17 protein-coding genes are annotated in these 20026 nt (G+C 68.8%); 11 read left to right on the top strand and 6 right to left on the bottom strand.

The window, feature by feature from the left end; all coding sequences use genetic code 11:
* The first annotated feature begins 372 nt into the window (after nucleotides 1–372).
* The 3 genes from LI337_RS12505 to LI337_RS12495 all read left to right on the top strand — a co-directional run bounded on the left by LI337_RS12505 (nucleotide 373) and on the right by LI337_RS12495 (nucleotide 3905).
* Nucleotides 373–1473, top strand: coding sequence for an aminotransferase class V-fold PLP-dependent enzyme (locus LI337_RS12505; protein ID WP_227230174.1), 1101 nt, complete (start codon nucleotides 373–375; stop codon nucleotides 1471–1473).
* Between the two features lie 96 nt (nucleotides 1474–1569).
* Nucleotides 1570–2343: a TetR/AcrR family transcriptional regulator gene (locus LI337_RS12500; protein ID WP_227230173.1), complete on the top strand. Its 774-nt coding sequence runs from the start codon at nucleotides 1570–1572 to the stop codon at nucleotides 2341–2343.
* On the top strand, nucleotides 2340–3905 hold the full coding sequence (locus tag LI337_RS12495) for an MATE family efflux transporter (protein ID WP_227230172.1): 1566 nt from the start codon (nucleotides 2340–2342) through the stop codon (nucleotides 3903–3905). The genes LI337_RS12500 and LI337_RS12495 overlap by 4 nt, the downstream gene beginning before the upstream one ends.
* 34 nt (nucleotides 3906–3939) lie before the next feature.
* Here the strand turns inward: LI337_RS12495 and LI337_RS12490 are convergent, their stop codons facing one another.
* The gene (locus LI337_RS12490) at nucleotides 3940–4341 is read right to left on the bottom strand and encodes a MaoC family dehydratase (RefSeq protein WP_227230171.1); all 402 of its coding nucleotides are present in this window, start codon (nucleotides 4339–4341) and stop codon (nucleotides 3940–3942) included.
* Between the two features lie 87 nt (nucleotides 4342–4428).
* Here LI337_RS12490 and LI337_RS12485 point away from each other — a divergent pair, with 87 nt between their 5' ends.
* The 6 genes from LI337_RS12485 (at nucleotide 4429) to LI337_RS12460 (ending at nucleotide 11932) form a co-directional block, all read left to right on the top strand.
* Nucleotides 4429–5274 (top strand): alpha/beta fold hydrolase, encoded by an 846-nt coding sequence (locus LI337_RS12485; RefSeq protein ID WP_227230170.1) that lies wholly within the window; start codon nucleotides 4429–4431, stop codon nucleotides 5272–5274.
* On the top strand, nucleotides 5264–6934 hold the full coding sequence (locus tag LI337_RS12480; RefSeq protein WP_227230169.1) for an AMP-binding protein: 1671 nt from the start codon (nucleotides 5264–5266) through the stop codon (nucleotides 6932–6934). Before LI337_RS12485 ends, LI337_RS12480 begins: the two co-directional genes overlap by 11 nt.
* A 72-nt stretch (nucleotides 6935–7006) precedes the next feature.
* Complete coding sequence (folP, locus tag LI337_RS12475) at nucleotides 7007–9517, top strand: dihydropteroate synthase (protein ID WP_227230168.1); 2511 nt, start codon at nucleotides 7007–7009, stop codon at nucleotides 9515–9517.
* A gap of 57 nt (nucleotides 9518–9574) precedes the next feature.
* Nucleotides 9575–9946 carry a DUF433 domain-containing protein gene (locus LI337_RS12470; protein WP_227230167.1) on the top strand — a complete coding sequence of 124 codons (372 nt, stop codon included), beginning with the start codon at nucleotides 9575–9577 and terminating at the stop codon, nucleotides 9944–9946.
* Nucleotides 9947–10068: 122 nt separating this feature from the next.
* A complete protein-coding gene (locus LI337_RS12465) occupies nucleotides 10069–11178 on the top strand; it encodes a pyridoxal-phosphate-dependent aminotransferase family protein (RefSeq protein WP_227230896.1) in 1110 nt (369 codons plus the stop codon).
* Nucleotides 11179–11611: 433 nt separating this feature from the next.
* Nucleotides 11612–11932 carry a hypothetical protein gene (locus LI337_RS12460; protein WP_227230166.1) on the top strand — a complete coding sequence of 107 codons (321 nt, stop codon included), beginning with the start codon at nucleotides 11612–11614 and terminating at the stop codon, nucleotides 11930–11932.
* Between the two features lie 248 nt (nucleotides 11933–12180).
* Here LI337_RS12460 and serA read toward each other — a convergent pair whose 3' ends face one another.
* Nucleotides 12181–13764 (bottom strand): phosphoglycerate dehydrogenase, encoded by a 1584-nt coding sequence (serA, locus tag LI337_RS12455; RefSeq protein ID WP_227230165.1) that lies wholly within the window; start codon nucleotides 13762–13764, stop codon nucleotides 12181–12183.
* 250 nt (nucleotides 13765–14014) lie between these two features.
* Between serA and LI337_RS12450 the strand changes: the two genes are divergently transcribed.
* Entirely contained in the window at nucleotides 14015–14662 is a 648-nt protein-coding gene (locus tag LI337_RS12450; RefSeq protein ID WP_227230164.1) for a DUF7504 family protein, read from the top strand.
* An 88-nt stretch (nucleotides 14663–14750) separates the two neighbouring features.
* Nucleotides 14751–15398: a phosphoserine phosphatase SerB gene (serB, locus tag LI337_RS12445; protein WP_227230163.1), complete on the top strand. Its 648-nt coding sequence runs from the start codon at nucleotides 14751–14753 to the stop codon at nucleotides 15396–15398.
* Nucleotides 15399–15419: 21 nt separating this feature from the next.
* On the opposite strand, the gene LI337_RS12440 is transcribed toward serB, so the two are convergent.
* From LI337_RS12440 to pyk, 4 genes are all read right to left on the bottom strand, one after another.
* Entirely contained in the window at nucleotides 15420–16184 is a 765-nt protein-coding gene (locus tag LI337_RS12440) for a Nif3-like dinuclear metal center hexameric protein (protein ID WP_227230162.1), read from the bottom strand.
* A 44-nt stretch (nucleotides 16185–16228) separates the two neighbouring features.
* The gene (gene speB / locus LI337_RS12435; protein WP_227230161.1) at nucleotides 16229–17050 is read right to left on the bottom strand and encodes an agmatinase; all 822 of its coding nucleotides are present in this window, start codon (nucleotides 17048–17050) and stop codon (nucleotides 16229–16231) included.
* A 5-nt stretch (nucleotides 17051–17055) separates the two neighbouring features.
* Nucleotides 17056–17430 carry a translation initiation factor IF-5A gene (locus tag LI337_RS12430; protein ID WP_227230160.1) on the bottom strand — a complete coding sequence of 125 codons (375 nt, stop codon included), beginning with the start codon at nucleotides 17428–17430 and terminating at the stop codon, nucleotides 17056–17058.
* A 794-nt stretch (nucleotides 17431–18224) separates the two neighbouring features.
* The gene (gene pyk, locus LI337_RS12425; RefSeq protein ID WP_227230159.1) at nucleotides 18225–19979 is read right to left on the bottom strand and encodes a pyruvate kinase; all 1755 of its coding nucleotides are present in this window, start codon (nucleotides 19977–19979) and stop codon (nucleotides 18225–18227) included.
* Between the last annotated feature and the right edge of the window lie 47 nt (nucleotides 19980–20026).

Here is a 20026-nt window from a genome sequence, read left to right as displayed (position 1 = left end):
TGTGTGAACGCACACGACCCCACCAGTCACCCGACCAGTTCGACGACGGCCCGGAATCCGACAGGACGCGAGCTGGTGGCGACCGGAACCGAGTCGTGTTCGAGCGATAGCGCGAACCGACTCGCACGTTCGGTCGTCAGCAGTCGGGGAGGGGTGGGGGGTACTGCGACTGCCGGGTTCCGAATACGCATACGACTCGCCGGGTGACGACCAGTGACGACACGACGGGGGCTCTCACCTCTCGTTGTCGAGGCGAAATTCGACCGAGTTCACACCGACACCCCATCCGACCGAGTTCACACCGACACCCTGTCCACCCACGTACTGACCGCCACACGAATCTTCACGTCCCCCGCCCCACGACACACCGGCATGACACCGAGTGACCTCCGTGCCGACATCCCCGTCTGCGAGTCGGGCGTCTACCTGAACACCGGGGCATCCGGCCCGGCACCCCGGTCGGTCGTCGAGGCGACGACCGGCTTCGTCGAGTACCACGAGACCGAGGCGCCGGTCGGCGAGGGGGCCTACCCCGCCGCCTTCGGCACCTTCGAGGAGACCCGCGAGGTCGTCGCGGACTTTCTCGGCGCGGCGGAGTCCGAGGTCGCACTGACCGCCAGCACCGCCGACGGGATCGCGACCGTCGCCAGCGCACTCGACTGGGAGGCGGGCGACGTGGTCGTCCGGACCGACCTCGAACACCCCGCCGGCGTCCTCCCGTGGTGGAACCTCCGGCGACAGGGCGTCGAGACGCGCGTCCTCGAGTGTCCCGAGGGGCGGATGGACGAAGACGAGTTGCGAGACGCCGTGGCGGACGCGAAACTCCTGTGTCTCAACTCGATCACGTGGAACTACGGGACGCGCCTGCCGATCCCGGAGATCGTCGACGTCGCCCACGACGCCGGGACGATGGTGCTCGTGGACGCGGTGCAGTCGTTCGGCCAGCGAGACGTGACGGTCGACGACTGGGGTGCAGACTTCGTGGCCGGCGCGGGCCACAAGTGGCTCCTCGGGCCGTGGGGCGCGGGCTTCCTCTGGATCGCCGACGATCGGATCGACGACGTGCGGCCGGCGCGTGTCGGCTACCGGAGCGTCACCGACCCGAACGCCGCCGACCCCGAACTGAAACCCGGTGCCGCCAGAGTCGAGGTGGGGACGACGAACCCCGCGCCCTACGTCGGCCTCCAGCAGGCTATCGAGAACACCCGCGCCGTGGGCCTCGACACCATCGAGTCCCGCATCGCCGAGTTGACCGCCCGACTGAAAGACGGCCTCGGCGACCGCCTGCTGAGTCCCCGCGAGTACGAGTCCGGACTCGTCACCTTCACAGCCGACGACCCCGAGGCGACGGTGGAGCGACTCGCCGACGCCGGCGTGTACGTCCGCGACCTCCCTTCGCCCGAGGCGGTCCGGGTGTCGGTCCACGCGTTCAACACCGCCGCAGACATCGACGCCTTCCTCGACGCGCTCTGAAGACCCCGATCTCCACGACGCGACACACCGGGTACGCTCTCCCGTGAGGACACTCGAACCGAAATCGGTTTACAACTGACTGACCGATCAGTCAGTATGTTCCCACCGGACGAATCCGGCGACCGGCCCGCCGGATCGCCCTCCACGGATTCGTCGCCCGCAGACGACGGGTCCCCCACCCCGGACGACGCGACCGACAGCCACGAGGCGCTGATGCGGGCGACGTACCGCGCGCTGTGTGAACACGGGTACGCCGACCTGACGATGGCCGACATCGCCGCGGAGGCCGACCGGAGTACGTCCCTGCTCCACTACCACTACGACACGAAAGAGGGCCTGCTCGTCGCCTTCCTCGACTACCTGTTCGACGAGTTCGGCGACGCGATGGAGGGCTCCGAATCCGGCGACCCGGTCGAGCGACTGACGACGCTGATCGACCGGTTGCTGTCCGGGCCGCCCGCGGACGGAGGTCCCTTCGCCGACGCACCGCCCGCCAGCGACGGCTTCCACACCGCGATGCTCGAACTCCGGGCGCAGGCACCCTACGTCCCGGCGTACCGCGAGGCGATCACCGGCCACGACGACTACCTCCACGCGCTGACCGTCGAGATTCTCGAAGACGGGATGGACGCGGGCGTCTTCCACGAGCGCAACCCGGACGTGGTCGCCGCCACGCTGTTGGCGGCCGCCAGAGGCGACCGGGTTCGCTCGCTCGTGCTCGGTGACGACTCGACGACCGACGCGGTCCGACAGGGCATCGAGCAGTTCGTCCTCGCCGACCTGCTGGTCGACGACGCGGCCGACCGATTCGGCGACGAGACCGATCCCGCCGACACCGAGGACACGACGACCACGGGGTCCGACGAATGAGCGGTGATCGCTCCGTCGAACTCACGGAGGGGGAGTTACTGAAACCGCTGCTCCTGCTGTCGGTGCCCATCGTCCTCTCGCAACTCCTGCAGGTCGGCTACAACCTCGCGGACACCTTCTGGGTCGGCCGACTCGGCGAGGAGGCGGTCGCCGCCCTCTCGTTCTCGTGGCCCATCGTCTTCCTGATGATCTCGCTCGGCGGCGGGTTCACGGTCGCCGGGACGGTCCTCGTCTCCCAGAACAAAGGGGCCGGCAACACCGACCGCGTGGATCGCGTGGCCGGTCAGACCCTCTCCTTCGTCACGCTGGTCGGGACGTTCTTCTCCATCGTCGGCTTCGTCCTCGCGCCCCAGTTGCTCCTGCTCGTGGGTGCCGACCCCGGGACCGAGGTGTACCGACTCTCCGTGGAGTACACGCGAACCCTGTTCGTCGGGGTCGCGTTCGTCTTCGGCTTCTTCATCTTCCAGGCGCTGCTGCGCGGGTGGGGCGACACCCGGACACCCCTCTACCTGATGGCGTTCGGCGTCGCGCTGAACGTCCTGCTCGACCCCTTCTTCATCCTCGGCTTCCAGGACAACGTCGTCTTCGAGTGGGTCGGCATGACGGGCCTGGAGCAGTCGCTGTACGCCGCGACCGGGTTCACGGGCTTCGGCGTGCAGGGGGCCGCGATCGCCACCATCCTCTCCCGTGGACTGGGCGCGTTCGTCGGCTTCGCGTGGCTCTTCTCGGGCAACATCGGTATCCACCTCTCGGTCGCGGACCTGATCCCACGCCGGGAGACGGTCGAACAGATCGTCCGGATCGGCGCGCCGGCCGGCATCGAGCAGAGTACGCGCGCGCTCGGCGTCACCGTGCTGACGGCGCTGGTCGCCTACGCCGGGACGACCGCAGTCGGTGCCGAGCAGGGCGCGGTCGTCGCCGCCTTCGGCATCGGCAGTCGAATCACCTCGCTCGTATTCCTCCCGGCCATCGGTCTCGCGCAGGGCACGGAGACGACGGTCGGGCAGAATCTCGGTGCGGAACGCGTGGACCGGGCGAAGCGTGCGGTCGGGATGAGTGTCGCGCTGATCGCCGGCGGACTCGCCCTCGTCAGCGCGGTCGCCTACCTGTTCGCCACGCCCATCGTGACCTTCTTCATCGAGGACTCGCCCGAGGTGGTCGCGGTCGGGGTGGACTACCTCCGGATCATCGCCCCGACCTACGTCGGACTCGGTGTCTTCCACGTGATCGCCGGCGGGTTCCGGGGGAGTGGGAGCACCCGGACTGCGATGGCGTTCTCGCTGTTGTCGCTGTGGCTGTTCCGCATCCCGCCGGGCGTCGCGCTGGTGGAGTTCGTCGGTCTCGGGCCGAACGGCGTCTGGTACGCCATCGCCTTCTCGCAGTTGATCACGCCGGTCGTCGCCGGCCTCTGGTTCCTCCGGGGCACGTGGACCGACAACGTGGTCGACGCGGGCGGACCGGGTCCCGGTCCGGAGATCGGAGCCGACGACGACGAGAGTGACGGCGACTCGGACGACACGGTAGCGGACGACGCCGTCCCGGAGGCGTCGGACGACGACTGAGTCGGGTCGTCGTAGTGCGTCTGCTGGTGCCGACTCACTCCTCGTGCGGCACCGACAGCACGACCGCCTCGCCGGACAGCACGCGGTCGCCGTCCACCACGTCCGCGACGGTCTCGACGCGAATCCGATCCCCGCCGAGTGCTTCGGCGACCTCGGCGCGCGCCTCCACAGTGTCGCCGGGCCGGACCGGGTTCTCGAAGGAGAGGTCCTGTGAGAGGTAGACGATGTCGCCCGGCAGGTCGGCGAGGGCGGCACTGATCGCGCCCGCCGAGAGCATCCCGTGGGCGATTCGGCCGCCGAACATCGTCGCCTCGGCGTAGTCGTCGTCGGTGTGGATCGGGTTGTGATCGCCCGACAACTCGGCGTACTGTGCGATGGTGTCGTCGGACACCGTCATCCTGCTCGTGGCGGTGTCGCCGACGGTCGCGACTGGCATACCGAGGGAGGGTGTGCGGGCGACAAAGCGATCCGGGTTAACATGTGAAGCCCGCGTTTGATTACCGGACCGTCTCGACTGACCAGTATGTACGCGGACAACGACGGGGTCTCGATCTACTACGAGGTCGACGGTCCCGACGAGGGGACGCTCGGCGGCGACGGCGGTGCGGACTCGGACGCATCTCCACCGACGGTCGTCTTCGTGGAGGGACTGGGCTACGGACGCTGGATGTGGCAGTGGCAAGCAGAGCCACTCGCCGAGGAGTACCGGACAATCGTCGTCGACAACCGGGGCACGGGCGACTCCGACGTGCCGGAAGGACCGTACACCGTCGCCGAGATGGCGAGTGATCTGGAGGCGGTGCTGGCCGACGCCGGCATCGAGTCGGTCCACGTCGTCGGCGCGAGCATGGGCGGGATGATCGCCCAGCAGTACGCCCTCGACTACGACCGCGCCGAGTCGCTGGCCCTGCTCTGCACCTCCCACGGCGGCGAGGAGGCGGTGCCGACACCACCCGAGACGCAAGAGCGCATGTTCGGCGTCCCCGAAGACGCCGACGAACGCGAGGCGATCCGGTACAAGATGGAACCGGCGATGTCTCCCGACTTTTGGGCGGAGAACGACGACCTGATCGAGCAGATCGTCGACTGGCGACTGGCCGGTGACGCGACACCTGCTGGCCGAGAAGCGCAGGCCGGCGGCGTCGCGGCGTTCGACGTCAGCGACGAGGTCGGCGACGTCGACCTGCCGACGCTCCTGCTCCACGGGACCGACGACCGCGTGCTCCCCGTCGAGAACAGCCGACTCCTGCACGAGAAACTGCCGAACAGCGAACTGGAGACGGTCGACGGGGGACCGCATCTGTTCTTCGTCGAGCAGGCCGACCGTGTGACGGACCGACTCCGGAGCTTCCTCGCCGATGCCGCGTGAGTCGCCGGCCGGACTCGGCGACGAGTCCGACGAGCAGACGGCCGCGACCGACGAGAGCAGACGACCCGAACCGCCGGGGTGGATCGGCCAGTGGGCCGACCGCCGGGCGCGACTCTCCCCCGAGCGAGTCGGACTCGTGGACGCCAGCACGGACCGCGAGTTCACCTACGCCGACCTGAACGCCCGCGCGAACCGCACCGCCCGCCTGCTCCGCGAGTCCGGCGTCGAATCTGGCGACCGGATCGCCGTGCTCTCGCGGAATCGGCCCGAACTGATCGACCTCTTCTTCGCCTGCGGGAAGACCGGCGGTGTCCTCGCACCGCTCTCACACCGCCTCGCGCCGCCGGAACTCGCGGTGATGCTGTCGGACGTAGCGCCGAAACTGGTGGTCGTCGAAGAACCCTTCGAGCGTCTCGCCGAGGACGTACTGGCCCACGAGGACTGTGCAGTCGAGCCGACCGTGTTGACACTCGGAGCCGACAGCGAGCAGAGTTCGGCTGGCGACGTGAACGACACCGCCATCGACACCACACCGACGCTCGGCGACTCCGACCGGGGAAGCTACCACGAGTCGCTCCCCGCCGACGACTCGGCGGTCGAGACCGCCGACCTCGCGCTGTCGGACCCGCACCTCCTGCTCCACACCGGCGGCTCGACCGGCGTGCCGAAAGAGACCGTGATCACCCACGAGTCGATCTACTGGAACTCCTTCAACACGATCACGGCGTGGGGGCTCCGCCCGGACGACACCACCCCGATGGTGTTCCCGCTCTTCCACACCGGCGGCTGGAACGTCATCACCGTCCCCCTCTTTCACCTCGGCGGGACCGTCGTGATCGCTCGCGAGTTCGACCCGAGCGAGGTGCTGTCGCTGATCCCGCGTCACGACGCCAGCCTCCTGATCGCGGTGCCGGCGGTCCTGCGGGCGATGGCCGAATCCGACGACTGGACCGACACCGACCTGTCGAGTCTGCGGTTCGCCAAGTCCGGCGGCGGGCCCTGCCGACAGTCGGTGCTGGAGGCGTGGTGGGACCGCGACGTGGATCTCTCGCAGGGGTACGGCCTGACCGAGTGCGGCCCGAACAACTTCGCCATGCCCGACGGCTGGCCCCGCGAGAAGGCCGACAGCGTCGGCGTGCCGGCGATGCACGTCGACGTGCGGATCGTCGCCGACGACGGGAACATCTTGCCGGCGGGTGAGATCGGCGAACTCGAACTCCGGGGGAACCACGCCGGCGACCGCTACTGGCGCAACGATGCGGAGACGGCCGAGACCTTCGGTGACGGCTGGGTCTCGACCGGCGACCTCGCGCGCATCGACGCCGACGGCTACGTCCACGTCGAGGGGCGGAAGAAGAACATGTACGTCTCGGGCGGCGAGAACGTCTATCCGCCGGAGGTCGAGGACGCGATCGCGGATCACCCGAAGGTGTCGGAGGTCGTCGTGATCCCGGTCCCGGACGACCGCTGGGGACAGGTCGGGAAGGCGGTCGTGGAGGGCGACGAGTCGCTGACGCTGGAGGAGTTGACCGACTTCCTCGACGGGCGACTGGCGCGGTTCAAGCGCCCGCGACACCTCGCGTTCGTCGCCGAGATGCCGACCTCCGGTCCCTCGAAGATCGACCGGCAGGCGGTCGCAGAGCGGTTCGGCGAGTCGTAGTCGTCGCCCGGTTTGCAGGACGACGAGGCCGCGTCCGACAGGCTAAAGCGCGGGGACTCTGTTTCCGAACCCATGGAGTACGACGAGGCCGCGAACTTCCTGTTCGACCTCCGGCGATTTCAGGTCGATCCGGGGACCGAGTCGATCCGGGAGCTACTCGCGTTCCTCGGGGACCCCCACGAGGACGTGCGGTTCGTCCAGATCGCGGGGTCGAACGGGAAGGGGAGCACGGCCACGATGGTGGAGTCGATCCTCCGGGAGACCGGCCTGACGGTCGGCCTCTACACGTCTCCGCACTTCGACGATCTCACGGAACGCGTCCGCGTCGACGGGCGGACGATCCCACGCTCGGCCGTCACCGAGTTCGTCGAGACCGCGAAGCCGTTTCTCGTCGAGCGCTCTGCCGACGGGGAGCCACTGACCTTCTTCGAGACGGTGACGGCGCTCGGCCTCTGGTTCTTCGGTCGCGAGGCGGTCGACGTCGCCGTCTTGGAGGTCGGCATGGGCGGGAAACTCGACGCGACGAGCGTCGTCGACCCGGTCGCCAGCGCGGTGACGAACGTCTCGCTCGAACACACCGCGGTGCTGGGTGACACCGTCGCGGAGATCGCCGAGAAGAAGGCCGCCGTCGCGCCGAGCGACGCACCGCTCGTCACCGCCGCGACCGGCGAGGCGCTCTCGACACTCCGGGCGGCGGCCGGCGACCTCGTGACGGTCGGCTTCGCGTCGGCCGAGGCGGCCGAGTCGGCAGAGTCCGACGACACGGACTCCCACGACACACCGGACGTGACCTGCAGCTACGAGGGCCGGACGAACCACACCGAGTCGGCCGTCTCGCTCGTGGGCCCGGACTGGGAAGTCGACGCACGACTACCGCTGCTCGGGCGGTATCAGGCGACGAACGCCGGATGCGCGGTCGCGCTGGTTCGCCAACTCGCGGACGTCGACGAGGAGACACTCGCCCGTGGCCTGCGAAACGCACACTGGCCCGGCCGGTTCGAGGTGCTGGAGACCGACCCTCTCGTCGTCCTCGACGGCGCGCACAACCCGAGTGCCTGCGAGTCGGTCGCCGAGACGCTCGCGGAGTTCGACTACGACGACCTGCATCTCGTCTTCGGGGCGATGCACGACAAGGACCACCGGGCGATGGCCGACGCGCTCCCCACCGCCGCCTCCGTGACGACCTGCAAACCGAACCTCTCTCGCGCCGAGGACCCGGAGGTGCTCGCCGAGGTGTTCGACCGCGCGGGTGCCGAGTCGGTGGAGGTCGGCGGGTCGGTCGCCGACGCACTCGCCTCGGCCCGCGACCGCACAGCCCCCGCCGACTGCGTGCTGGTCGTCGGCTCGCTGTTCTGTGTCGCCGAGGCCCGACGGACGTGGACCCGGACCGACGTGCCGACGACCGTCCGGGACGCCGAGGACGCAGCGGCCGTTCTCCGCCGAGCGAACGCGGCGGGCGACGACCGCGCAGACCACACCGACGACCTCCAGTACCGCGTCGTCACGACCCGACTGGACCGTGACGCCGCCGACCGCGCCGCGAGCGAGTTCCGGGCGCTCGGCGGCACCGGGGTCGTCTCCGGGCAGACGCGCGGCGGGGAACTCGTGGAGGTCGTCCTCGGCGGACGGCTGTCCGAGTTCGACGCGCTCGCCGAGCGGTTGGCCGACGCCCCGATGGGACTGTCGGCAGTCGTCGAGGAGATCAGGTCGCAGGTTCGACAGACCGGCGAGGCGACGAGTTCCGCCGAACAGTCGTCAGCGACCGACCGCGAGTATCCGTGGTCGGCCGGCCCGTGCGTGATGGGCGTCGTGAACGTCACGCCGGACAGCTTCCACGACGGCGGCGAGTTCGAGGCGGTCGAGGACGCCGTGGCGCAGGCCGAGTCGATGGTCGAGGCCGGCGTCGGCATCGTGGACGTCGGCGGCGAGAGCACCCGCCCCGGCGCGGACCCGGTGTCTGTCGAGGAGGAGATCGACCGCGTCGTCCCGGTCGTCGAGGCGCTCGCGGACCTCGACGTCGCCGTGTCGATCGACACCCGGAAAGCCGAGGTCGCGGCGGCGGCGCTCGACGCGGGCGCGACGATTCTGAACGACGTGACCGGACTGGCCGATCCCGCGATGCGCTTCCTCGCGGCCGACCGCGAGGTGCCGGTAATCGTGATGCACTCCATCGACGCGCCGGTCGATCCGAACCGAGACGTAACCTACGACGACGTGGTGACCGACGTGATCGCCGAACTCCGCGAGCGCGTCCTGCTGGCCGAGAAGGCCGGCATCCCCCGCGAGCGCGTCGTTGTCGATCCGGGCATCGGCTTCGGGAAGTCGAAGGTCGAGAACTTCGAACTGCTGGATCGGCTGGACGAGTTCGAGGCGCTCGGCTGTCCACTGCTCGTCGGCCACTCCCACAAGTCGCTGTTCGAGTTGATCGGGCGTGGCCCGGACGACCGACTGTCGGCGACGGTCGCTACGACCGCGCTGGCGGCGGATCGCGGTGCCGACATCATCCGCGTCCACGACGTGTCGGAGAACGTCGCGGCAGTGGACGTGGCCCGCGCGATGCGTGACCCGGACTCGTTCGAGTGAGTACGTGGTGTGACTATTTCGACAACGTATAACTGCTAGTAGGACTGTCTGTTCTGTATGAGCATCGTCCGTGACGACGGGGTACTCGGCGGAGAACCTCGGATCGACGGAACACGGATCGGTGTGCGCCACATCGTCGGGAGAATCGTCGATGGTGAGCAGTCGCCAGCGTCGGTCGCCGACAACTTGGAAATCTCACTCGCGGCTGTTCACGAGGCGCTGTCGTACTACGAGGACAACACCGAGGAGATTCGGGCACTTGAAGCCGAGAGCCGGGCCGCATTCGACCGCATCGACGGCTTGGAACCGAAGCCGAACGACCAGTCCGCTGGGGACGAACGAGAAGCGTGTCACGAGGGGATGGTCTCGTCCGGTGTCACGATGACCGAAGACGACATCGACGACGTACTGTACGGAGACTCGGACTGATGCTGTTCGGACGTTCGAGCCGATCTTCGACTCCCTGACAACCCGGGACGACTGCTCCGAAGTGCGCCATCCAAAAGTACCATCACGTCCGGCGACCCAGTGGTCTCTATCAGGTGGCCCACGTGACCGAGAAACAGGAGTACACGGACGACTATCAGGACAAGACGCTGTACATCCCCGGCCCGACCGAGGTCCGCGACGACGTGATCCAGGAGATGGCACAGCCGATGTTCGGACACCGGATGGACCGGATGACCGACCTCTACACGACCATCGTCGAGGACACGAAGACGTTCCTCGGGACCGACAACGACGTGATCGTGCTCACGGCCTCCGGCACCGAGTTCTGGGAGGCCGCGACGCTGAACCTCGTCGACGACCACATGCTCTGTGCGACCTCCGGCAGTTTCGGCGAGCGCTTCGCCAACGTCGCCGACCGTCTCGGCAAGGACGTCGACCGACTGGAGTACGACTGGGGGAAAGCTGTCAAGCCCGAGGACGTGCGCGAGGCGCTGGAGTCGAGCGAGAAGGACTACGACATGGTCGGCTGTGTCATGAACGAGAGTTCGACCGGCGTCCGGAACCCGGTCGAGGCGATCGGCGACGTGGTCGCCGAGTACCCGGACACCTACTTCGTCGTGGACGCGGTGTCGTGTCTCGGCGGCGACTACGTCGACATCGACGCGCACAACATCGACGTGATCTTCGCCTCCTCGCAGAAGGCGTTCGCCATGCCGCCGGGGCTGGCGATCTGTGTCGTCAGCGAGGACGCCTACGACCGCGAGGTCGGCAAAGAGTCGGCGTCGTGGTACGGCGGTTTCCAGCGCTGTCTCGACTACTACGACCGGAAGGGCCAGACCCACTCCACGCCGAACATCCCGGTGATGCTCGCCTACCGCAAGCAGATGAAGTACATGCTGGAGGAGGGCCACGAGGGGCGGAGCGAGCGCCACCGCGAGATGGCCGAGTACACCCGCGACTGGGCCGCCGAGCACTTCGACATGTTCCCCGAGGACGGCTACGAGTCCCAGACCGTGAGCTGTATCGAGAACACCGCCGGCATCGACGTGGCCGGGACCATCGAGCAGGTCTCCGAGGAGTACGACTTCGCCTTCTCGAACGGCTACGGCGATCTGGGCGAGCGAACCTTCCGTATCGGCCACATGGGCGAGCACGACGTGGAGTCGATCGAGCGCCTGACCGACGCCATCGAAGACGTGGCCGGCCTGTAGGTGTGCGTCGGGTGGGCTGATCCCGTCGCTCGGACGCCGTTCGGTCTCACGGAACCTCCCGGTGCGCGCGACGACGACGCGTGCGAGGTCTACGTGAGCAGGGCGGGACCGGTGATCCCCAGCAGTCGGCGCGAAGCGCCGGTGACGAGAGCTAGCGAGCGCCACGCTCTCGCCGTGGTCGAGGCCGTGGAGAGCGAGGGGCGGTACAGGGCCGTGGCGGTGTTGTGCGGTCGCGGGGTGCGGGGTGCGGCGCAGTCGCGGTCGCTGTCGCGCTCTGTCGTACTCTCACGGTCGAAGGACAGTCCAGCCAGTCGTTCCGCAGGCCGGCGACTCCCGCGTCCCCGACCATCCACCCCGTCACCCTCGCACGTCAGACGGTCGCACGACAGGAGTCTGCCGGGGATTTTTGCCAGACAGTGACAACGGTTCACACGTGCCTCTCAGCAACCTCCCAACCGGAACCGTCAGTCCCGGCGAGTCGCGCGGGACCCGGCCACGGGACGGCGACACCCCCCACGCCGAGTCGGCGGTCTCTGCGACCGACACCGACCGCGACCTCTACGTCGCCGAACTCGAACACGAGAACGCCACGCTCCGCGCCGAACTCGACCGCCGGGCCGACCGTGAAGCCGAACGCAGACGCCAGTACGAACACGCCGTCTCGAGCCACGACCAGCAGACAGCGCAGTCCGACACCGCCGTCCCCGACGACTCGCTCCGCCTCCGACTCGCCCGTCTCCTCCGCCTGCGGTGACCTGTCTCCGGAACGATCTATCTTCGTAGTCAATCGAACCCCGAAAAAGACCTTTGTGGCGGCCGTGCCTTCCTTCCCGTGGAGGCACCCTCCGAATGAGCTCCTGTTCCTGCGCCGACTGTCACTGCACCGCCGACGAATCCTGCACCGACTGTTGCTGTACCGACGACTGACGCGAGTCGCGACGTCCCGGTCGCGTGTCCGGTGGCGGCCGCCCGACTCAGCCTGACGGGGGGCGACTCGCCGCCCTACTCGCCGTTCAGCGTGATGTTCTTCACGTCGATCAGTCGCTCGTCCGCGAGCAGTGTCGCCCGGACCTCGTCGGAGACCGGCTGGTCGAGGTTGTACACCGTCAGCGCCTCGCCACCGCGCGTCTCGCGGGCGTTGAACATCCCCGCGATGTTGATGTCGTTGTCGCCCAGCACCGTCCCGATGAAGCCGATGACGCCCGGCCGGTCGTAGTTGCGCGCGACGAGCATCTGGCCGTGGGGGATGGCGTCCACCCGGAAGCCGTCGATGCGGACGATCCGGGGGTCGTCACCGGCAAAGAGCGTCCCGCAGACGCCGACCGACTCCTCGCCGTCCGAGACGGTGACGGTGATGAGACTCTGGAAGTCCTCGGTCTGGCGGGACTTCCGCTCGGTCACGTCGATGCCGCGCTCTTCTGCGATCTTCTGGGCGTTGACCGCGTTCACCTGCCACTCCAGCGGCTCGAAGACGCCCTTCAGGGCGCTGGCGGTGACGAGGTCCACGTCCTCCTCGGCGATGTCGCCCTCGTAGCTGACCGTCACCTCCGAGACGCGGTCGTCGAACACCTGTGCGGCGACCTTCCCGGCGGTCTCCGCGAGGTCGATGTACGGCCGGATGCGCGGGAACGCGCTCTTGTCCACCGACGGGGCGTTCAGCGCGTTGACGACCGGTTCGTCGGCGAACGCGGCGAGAATCTGGTCCGCGATGCTGGTGGCGACGTACTCCTGTGCCGCCTCGGTACTCGCGCCGAGGTGCGGCGTCACCACGATGTCTTCCACCGCGAGCAGTGGGTTGTCCGGCGCGACCGGTTCGTCGGCGAAGACGTCCACCGCCGCGCCGTCGAGCGTCCCCGACTCGACTGCCCCAGCGAGGGCGTCTTCGTCGACGACGCCGCCCCGGGCGCAGTTGATCAGGTAGCCGCCGCCCATCGTCGCCAGTTCGTCCTCGGCGATCATGTTCTCCGTCTCCGGCGTCAGGGGCGTGTGGACCGTCAGGAAGTCGGCGCGTGCGAGACAGTCCTCGAGGTCGACCAGTTCCGCGCCGATCTGTTCGGCGCGTTCCTCGCCGATGTACGGGTCGAACGCGACGATGTCCATGCCCAGCGAGCCGAGACGCTTGGCGACCTCCTGGCCGACGCGACCGAGACCGACGACCCCGAGCGTCTTGCCGTTGACCTCGGTCCCGAGGTAGTCGCCCTTGGCCCACTCGCCGGCCTTCAGACGGGCGTGAGCCTGCGGGATCGACCGCGCGGCCGCGAACGCCATCGCCACCGAGTGCTCGGCGGCGGCCCGGACGTTCCCCTCCGGGGCGTTGGCGACGATCACGCCGTGGTCGGTCGCGGCGTCGATGTCGATGTTGTCCACGCCGATGCCGGCGCGGCCGACGATGACGAGGTCCTCGGCGGCCTCGAAGACGGCCTCGGTCACCTCGGTCCCGGACCGGACGATCAGCGCGTTGGCGTCCGCGACGGCCGCCAGCAGTTCCTCGTCTGCCACCTCGTAGGCGGTCTCGACCTCGTGGCCGGCGTCGCGGAGTCGCGCGATGCCGGCGTCCGCGACTGGGTCCGTGACCAGTATCTTCATGGGCGTACTCTGCTTCGGACGGTGGATAACGGTTTCTCTATGGCCCTATTGTTGCGCCCTCACGCGGTGTGTTGACAGCCCTCGACTCGTCGGGAGTGGCAGACTCCGACTGCTCGGGAGCGTGACGGACCGCGTCCGCTCGGAACCTCGACCGACCTGCCTCCGGCGGTCTCCGGACGATCACGAGCGAGGGTTGCAGGGTTTGAAATACGACCGGCACGTAGCACGTGGCAAGTCGGAGGCACACCACGTGGACGAGGAACCCGCCGTGTTGCGCGGCGACGAGATCGAGTCGGGGACGAACGTCCTCGTGGCCGGACCGGTGATGACCGGCAAGCGTGACATCCTGCTGTCGCTCGTCGGGGCGGGCGACGCGACGGAACGCGGGAACGTGCTCGTCACGACCCGGCAGGACGCGGAGACGATCGCCGGCGGTTTCCGGCGACTGGCCGGTCCGGTCCCGGACGAACGACTGCCGATCGTCGACTGCGTGAGCCGCGCGAACGGCTTCGGCCGCGCCCCCGAGAGTCCCTACCGCCGGTACGTCACCGACCCGGGCGACCTGACGGGTATCGGCATCGGACTGACCGAGTACCTCCGAGCGTTCTACGACGACGGCGTCGCGGCACGGGTCGGCCTCCACTCGCTGTCGACCATCCTGATGTACGCCGACCTCCGGCGCGTCTTCCAGTTCGTCCACGTGTTGACCGGGCGGATCGCCAGTTCGGAGTTCGTCGGCGTCTTCGCCATCGACAGCACGGTCCCTGACTCGCGGGACCTGGAGATCCTGAAACAGCCGTTCGACGCGCTGGTCGAACTCCGCGAGACGGACACGGGTGACCGACAGGTCCGGGTCCGGGGGGCGGAGTTCGGCCCGCGAGCCTGGACGGACTACTGACCCGGCAGTCGGTCGCGGGCGGGCCGACGGCCGCCCCGGCGCTGCCACCTTCGGTAGGTTTGAAACCCACCGCGCCCGAGCGACCGGTATGCGACTCATCGCGTTCGACTTCGACGGGACGCTGTCAGACTCGGAGATGACCGTGCTGCTGGGCGAACAGGAGGGCGTCGCGGCCCGGATGGCCGACATCACCGAGCGCGCCATGAACGACGAGATCAGCTACGCCGAGAGCCTGCGCGAGCGCGCCAGCCTGCTCGAAGGGCTCTCGGAGGAGAAGGCCGAGGAAGCCTACGGGCAGGTCCGACTCCGCCCCGGCGCGGCCGACGTGCTCCGCCGACTGAACGAGGCCGGCCACCACACCGCGATTCTCACCGGTGGCTTCGAGCGCGGCGTGGAGCGCGCGCTGGCCCACGAGGACGTGTCGGTGGACACCATCGTCGCCAACCGCCTCCCCGTGGAGGGTGGGCGACTGACTGGCGAGGTCGAAGGCCCGCTGATCGAGGGGACGAAGGATCACGCACTGGAAGGGTTGGCCGAGGAACTCGACGTGCCGATGAGTCGGACGGTCGCGGTCGGCGACGGGGCGAACGACCTGCCGATGCTGGAGGTCGCGGGGCTGTCGGTCGGCTTCCTGCCGAAGGACGCGGTCCGCCCGGCCTGTGACGCGGTGGTCGCGTCGATGTTCCGACTCGGGAAGGTGTTCGAGGGCGCGTCGATTCTCCAGCCAGAGGAGTGAGCCGCGCGGGTCGGTCGAGCGTTACAATCCGGTGGGATGCTCGACGTAGGTCGTCTCCAGGCCCCAGTCGTCGGCGAGCGTCTGTAACCGGCGGACGCCGAAGGTCTCGGTCGCGTAGTGGCCCGCGAGGAACACCGAGACGCCGGCCTCTCTCGCCTCGTGGTAGAGCCGTCCCTTCCCCTCGCCGGTGACCAGCGCGTCCAGTCCGAGCGCCTCGGCCTCCGAGAGCCAGTCGCCGCCCGCACCCGTGACGACACCGATCAACTCGATCTCGTCGGGACCGAAGTCCAGCACCTGCGTCGACTGGTCTCCCTGCGCCAACGCGTCGAGTCTCGCCCGGAGGTCGGCGTGGCTGTACGCCTCCGGCGCAGTTCCGCGCAGGCCGACCGTCTCCGGGCCGAGTTCGCCGAACGGCTCCCGGCCGTCGAGGTCGAGGTGGTCCGCGACCCCGGCCGCGTTGCCCAGTTCCGGGTGGCTGTCCAGCGGGAGGTGTGAGACGTACAGCGCCACGTCGTTCCGGAGGAGCGGCGCGATGCGGCCGTAGTTCCGCCCGGTGACGCGCTCGATGTCGCCCCAGACGATCCCGTGGTGAGTGACAAGCAGGTCCGCACCGGCCTCGATTGCGGCCTCGGCGGTCGCCGCCACCGCGTCGACCGCGAAGGCGACCCGGTCCACGTCGGCCGACTCGGGGCCGACCTGCAGGCCGTTGGGACTCGCGTCGAGGTCGGCGAAGGCGGCGGTGTCGAGCCGTTCGTCGTAGCGTGTGACGATCTCCGAGAGGTCCATGTCGGGAGGATGCGCGGCACGCGTGGTAGGCGTTTTGCTCCCGGTCAGTCGTTGCGGGCCTCGGCGTGCCGGTAGACGAACTCCCGCAGGAGTTTCCCGGCGAGTGCGGCCGCCTGCCCGTCGTCCCGGTCGTTCACCTCCACGGTGTCGAAGGCGACGCAGTGGGGTGCGACGTGTCGAACCACCCCGCGCATCTCGCGGGGCGTCAGACCGAAGGGCTCCATCGTCCCGGTGCCGGGCGCGAAGCCGGGGTCTGCGCCGTCGATGTCGACACTCAGGTAGACCGACTCCTCCGTGAAGTCGGGTGGGTCGGCCAGCCAGTCGGCGACCGCCTCGGGGGCGACCACGGTCACGTCGTCGCGCGCTGCCCGACGCCACTCCTCTGGCGACCCGGTGCGCGCGCCGAGGATCACGGCGCGGTCGGCCGTGTCGAGGGCGCGACGCGTCACGCAGGCGTGGTTCAGGGGGTTGCCGTCGTACTCGTCGCGTAAGTCGAGGTGTGCGTCGAGGACGACCAGCGTGTCCGGATCGGCCGCCTCGACGCCGGCCTTCGTGACGGTGTGTTCCCCGCCGACGAGGAGGGGGACCGCGTCGTCGAGGACGGCCGCGCGGAGTTCGCCGGTCAGGTGGTCGAGGTACGCGGCGGTGTCGTCCCACGGGCGCACGTCACCCGCGTCGTGGACGAAGAGATCGGAGAAGAACTGTTCGGTCGCGTGATCGTAGTCGTCGTAGGTCTCGGCGAACCGGCGGACGCGCTCCGGGCCGAAGCGCGTGCCGGGCTGGAACGTCGTCGTGCTGTCGAGGGGTGCGCCGACGACGACGTAGTCGGCGGCGTCGCGGTCGGCGGTGGCCCCCGGCAGCGACATCGGCCTCAGACGACCTTCCGCTGGCCTTCGTACTCGAGGTACTCGATCTCGTCGTCGGGCGAGAAGTCCTCGCCCTCGGGGATGCGCATCGTGAACGTCTCGTAGGTCTCGAGGTCCATGACCTGCGCGTCGTCACCGGAGACGGAGACGACCTGGCCGCCCTTGCGCTCGATGATCGGGACCCAGACCTTCGCGTCGACCGGCTGGGAGAGCGACCGCTTCTTGCTGTCGAAGACGCCCTTGCCCTCGATGCGGGCCTTCGCGCTGCCGTGTTTGCCGGGCTTGGCGGTGCTGTAGTGGTTGATCTTGCACGGGGACTCTTCCATCATCACGTAGCTCCCCTCTTGCAGTTCGCGGACCTGCTTCTGCTCTCTTGCCATACACCGGGTTTGTTCGAGCGCCGGTATAAACGGTACGGAACGTCGTGAGGCCGATACGGGCGGTGAGACGCTGGAATCCGGGTCGACTCTGTTGATGGTGTGAACTCTGTCGAATACGTCGGAGATGTGGAATCGAGCGACGACACCGAGCGGTGAAAGCCCCCGCGCTCTCGATGGTCCGCGACTCGTTGTCGTTCGAGAGAGCGAAGCTCTCTCGTGATGACGAGAGACGCCGACGGCGTCTCTCGAACCACGCGCCTCAGTCGACGAGCGAGCAAGCTCGCTCGTTGCTTTGCGGTGCTTACCTCGTCGGGGACCAGTCGAGAGCGCGGCCCCTTTCAGTCCCACCCGGAGAGTTCGCGGGGACGCACGCAACACCCGGTGGAGCAGTCAGATCAGCGAAGCGCCTCCCTGCGACCGTCGGCGCGACACGGAGGTCGCGCCAGCCCGGTCGACTGGTACATTGGTCGTGAGTTGGAACTCTGCTGTGGTGTCGCGGTGCGGTCGGCGTCTTCGTGAGCCGGGCGAGACCTTCGGTCTCGCTGGAAACCGGCGCTTCGCGCCGGTGACGAACCGAACAGAGCGAGACCAAGGGTCTCGCAGGCAGTCGGCGCGGTGCTGGTGCGGTCGCAGTCGTGGTGCTGTCGTGGTCCCACGTACAAGCAACACCGGCGGCAGAGTTGTCGCCACGGACCACAGTAGCCTCGAAGACACCAGCCACGAGCACACGAATCCACTCCCGACTCCACCCACCGACGTTCCACCAGAAACCCGTCCCAATCGCCCCAGCCGGCTTATCGCCGGTCGTCGCGCCGGATCACGTCACCCTCGTAGACCACGCCGCGTTCGGCGTGCAGGGTGATCGTCTCGCCGTCTGCCAGTCGGTCCGGCAGCGGTGCACCCGAGACCATCGGGATGTCCATCTCGCGGGCCACCAGCGCCGGGTAGCCGGTCATCCCCGGTCGGGCGTCGACGATGCCGGCGATCTTCGACACGTCGCCGGTGAACTCGCCCTCGAAGTCCGCCGCGAGCGCGAGAATCGCGCCGTCCGGCAGGTCCGAGAGGTCGCCGTCCGGCGCGCGTGCCACCGGACCGGTGACGCGACCGCCGACGACCTTCCGGCCGGTGCCGACCGCCTCGGCCGCGACGTGGACCTTCAGCATGTTCGTCGTGTTCGTCCCCTCCAGTTCGGTCATCATCCCCGAGAGCACGACCACCGTGTCGCCGCTGTCGGCCGCGCCGGACCGCAGCGCCGCGTCCACGGCGTCGTCGATGATCGAGTCGACGCCCTCGGTGTACTCCGCCAGTTGCGCGTTCACGCCCCACGAGAGCGCGAGTTGGCGACGGACGCGGTCGTTCGGCGTCGTCGCCACGACCGGCACGCCCGGGCGGAACTTCGCGGTCTTCCGGGCGGTGTAGCCGGACTCGGAGGCGGCCACGACCGCCGACGCGCCGATGTCGCGCGCGAGGTACCGCGCCGACCGGGCGAGTGCCTCGGTCCGGGACGCGTCCTCGGCCGTAGGCACGCGCTGTTCCTGGCTCTCGGCGTACTCCTCGCTCGACTCCACCTCGCGGACGATCCGATCCATCGTGGCGACCACCCGAACCGGGTGGTCGCCGACCGCCGTCTCGCCCGACAGCATCACGGCGTCGGTCCCGTCCAGCACCGCGTTCGCCACGTCGGACGCCTCCGCGCGCGTCGGCCGCCGGGCGTGGATCATCGAGTCCAGCATCTCGGTCGCGGTGATGACCGGGACGCCGGCCTGCTGGCCCTTCCGGATGATCCGCTTCTGGATCATCGGCACGTCCTCCAGCGGACACTCCACCCCGAGGTCGCCGCGCGCGACCATCACGCCGTAGGCCGCGTCGATGATCTCGTCGAGATTCTCGACCGCGCCGGCGCGTTCGATCTTGGCGATGACCGGGATGTCCGCGCCGTGCGACTCCAGTGCGTCCGCGATGGCGTAGATGTCCGAGGCGTCCCGGATGAACGACGCCGCCACGAAGTCGGCCTCCTTCTCGGCGGCCAGCGCGATGTCCTTCTCGTCCTGTTCGGTGATGAGGTCCACGTCGAGTTCGACGCCGGGGACGTTGACCCCCTTCCGGCCGCCGAGTTTCCCGCCGGACTCGATGTGTGCGACGACCGCGTCGCCGTCGACCGACAGGACGGTCGCCTCGATGCGCCCGTCGTCCAGCAGAATCGTCGCGCCGGGTTCCGCCGCCGCGATGCTGTGTGACAACCCCACCGACTCGGGTGTCGCCTCGCCGCCGACCGGGAACCGTACTTCCGACCCGGTCTCCAGTCGAATCGGCTCGTCCAGCGGTGCGGTGCGAACCTCCGGGCCTTTCAGATCGACCATCGCCGCCAGCGGTGCCTCGGTGGTCTCGTCGACCGACCGAATCCGGTCGATCACCTCGGCGCGATCCTCCGTCGTCCCGTGGCTCGCGTTGAGCCGAGCGACCGACATCCCTGCGTCTGCGAGGTCCCGAATCGTCCCCCGGTCGTCGGAGGCCGGCCCGAGCGTGCAGACGATCTTCGCGTTTCTCATGCCCCCGGCTACGGTGGAACCCATCAAAAAGCCCGTCGGTAGCCACG

The sequence above is a fragment of the Salinirubrum litoreum genome (genome assembly GCF_020567425.1).
GTDB classification, from domain to species: Archaea; Halobacteriota; Halobacteria; order Halobacteriales; family Haloferacaceae; genus Salinirubrum; species Salinirubrum litoreum.
This window is presented reverse-complemented; position numbering and strand designations above follow the sequence as displayed.

Coding starts and splice junctions, on each gene's coding strand:
- LI337_RS12505 (WP_227230174.1), top strand. CDS start 373: ATGACACCGAGTGACCTCCGTGCCGACATCCCCGTCTGCGAGTCGGGC.
- LI337_RS12500 (WP_227230173.1), top strand. CDS start 1,570: ATGTTCCCACCGGACGAATCCGGCGACCGGCCCGCCGGATCGCCCTCC.
- LI337_RS12495 (WP_227230172.1), top strand. CDS start 2,340: ATGAGCGGTGATCGCTCCGTCGAACTCACGGAGGGGGAGTTACTGAAA.
- LI337_RS12490 (WP_227230171.1), bottom strand. CDS start 4,341: ATGCCAGTCGCGACCGTCGGCGACACCGCCACGAGCAGGATGACGGTG.
- LI337_RS12485 (WP_227230170.1), top strand. CDS start 4,429: ATGTACGCGGACAACGACGGGGTCTCGATCTACTACGAGGTCGACGGT.
- LI337_RS12480 (WP_227230169.1), top strand. CDS start 5,264: ATGCCGCGTGAGTCGCCGGCCGGACTCGGCGACGAGTCCGACGAGCAG.
- folP (WP_227230168.1), top strand. CDS start 7,007: ATGGAGTACGACGAGGCCGCGAACTTCCTGTTCGACCTCCGGCGATTT.
- LI337_RS12470 (WP_227230167.1), top strand. CDS start 9,575: ATGAGCATCGTCCGTGACGACGGGGTACTCGGCGGAGAACCTCGGATC.
- serA (WP_227230165.1), bottom strand. CDS start 13,764: ATGAAGATACTGGTCACGGACCCAGTCGCGGACGCCGGCATCGCGCGA.
- serB (WP_227230163.1), top strand. CDS start 14,751: ATGCGACTCATCGCGTTCGACTTCGACGGGACGCTGTCAGACTCGGAG.
- LI337_RS12440 (WP_227230162.1), bottom strand. CDS start 16,184: ATGGACCTCTCGGAGATCGTCACACGCTACGACGAACGGCTCGACACC.
- speB (WP_227230161.1), bottom strand. CDS start 17,050: ATGTCGCTGCCGGGGGCCACCGCCGACCGCGACGCCGCCGACTACGTC.
- LI337_RS12430 (WP_227230160.1), bottom strand. CDS start 17,430: ATGGCAAGAGAGCAGAAGCAGGTCCGCGAACTGCAAGAGGGGAGCTAC.
- pyk (WP_227230159.1), bottom strand. CDS start 19,979: ATGAGAAACGCGAAGATCGTCTGCACGCTCGGGCCGGCCTCCGACGAC.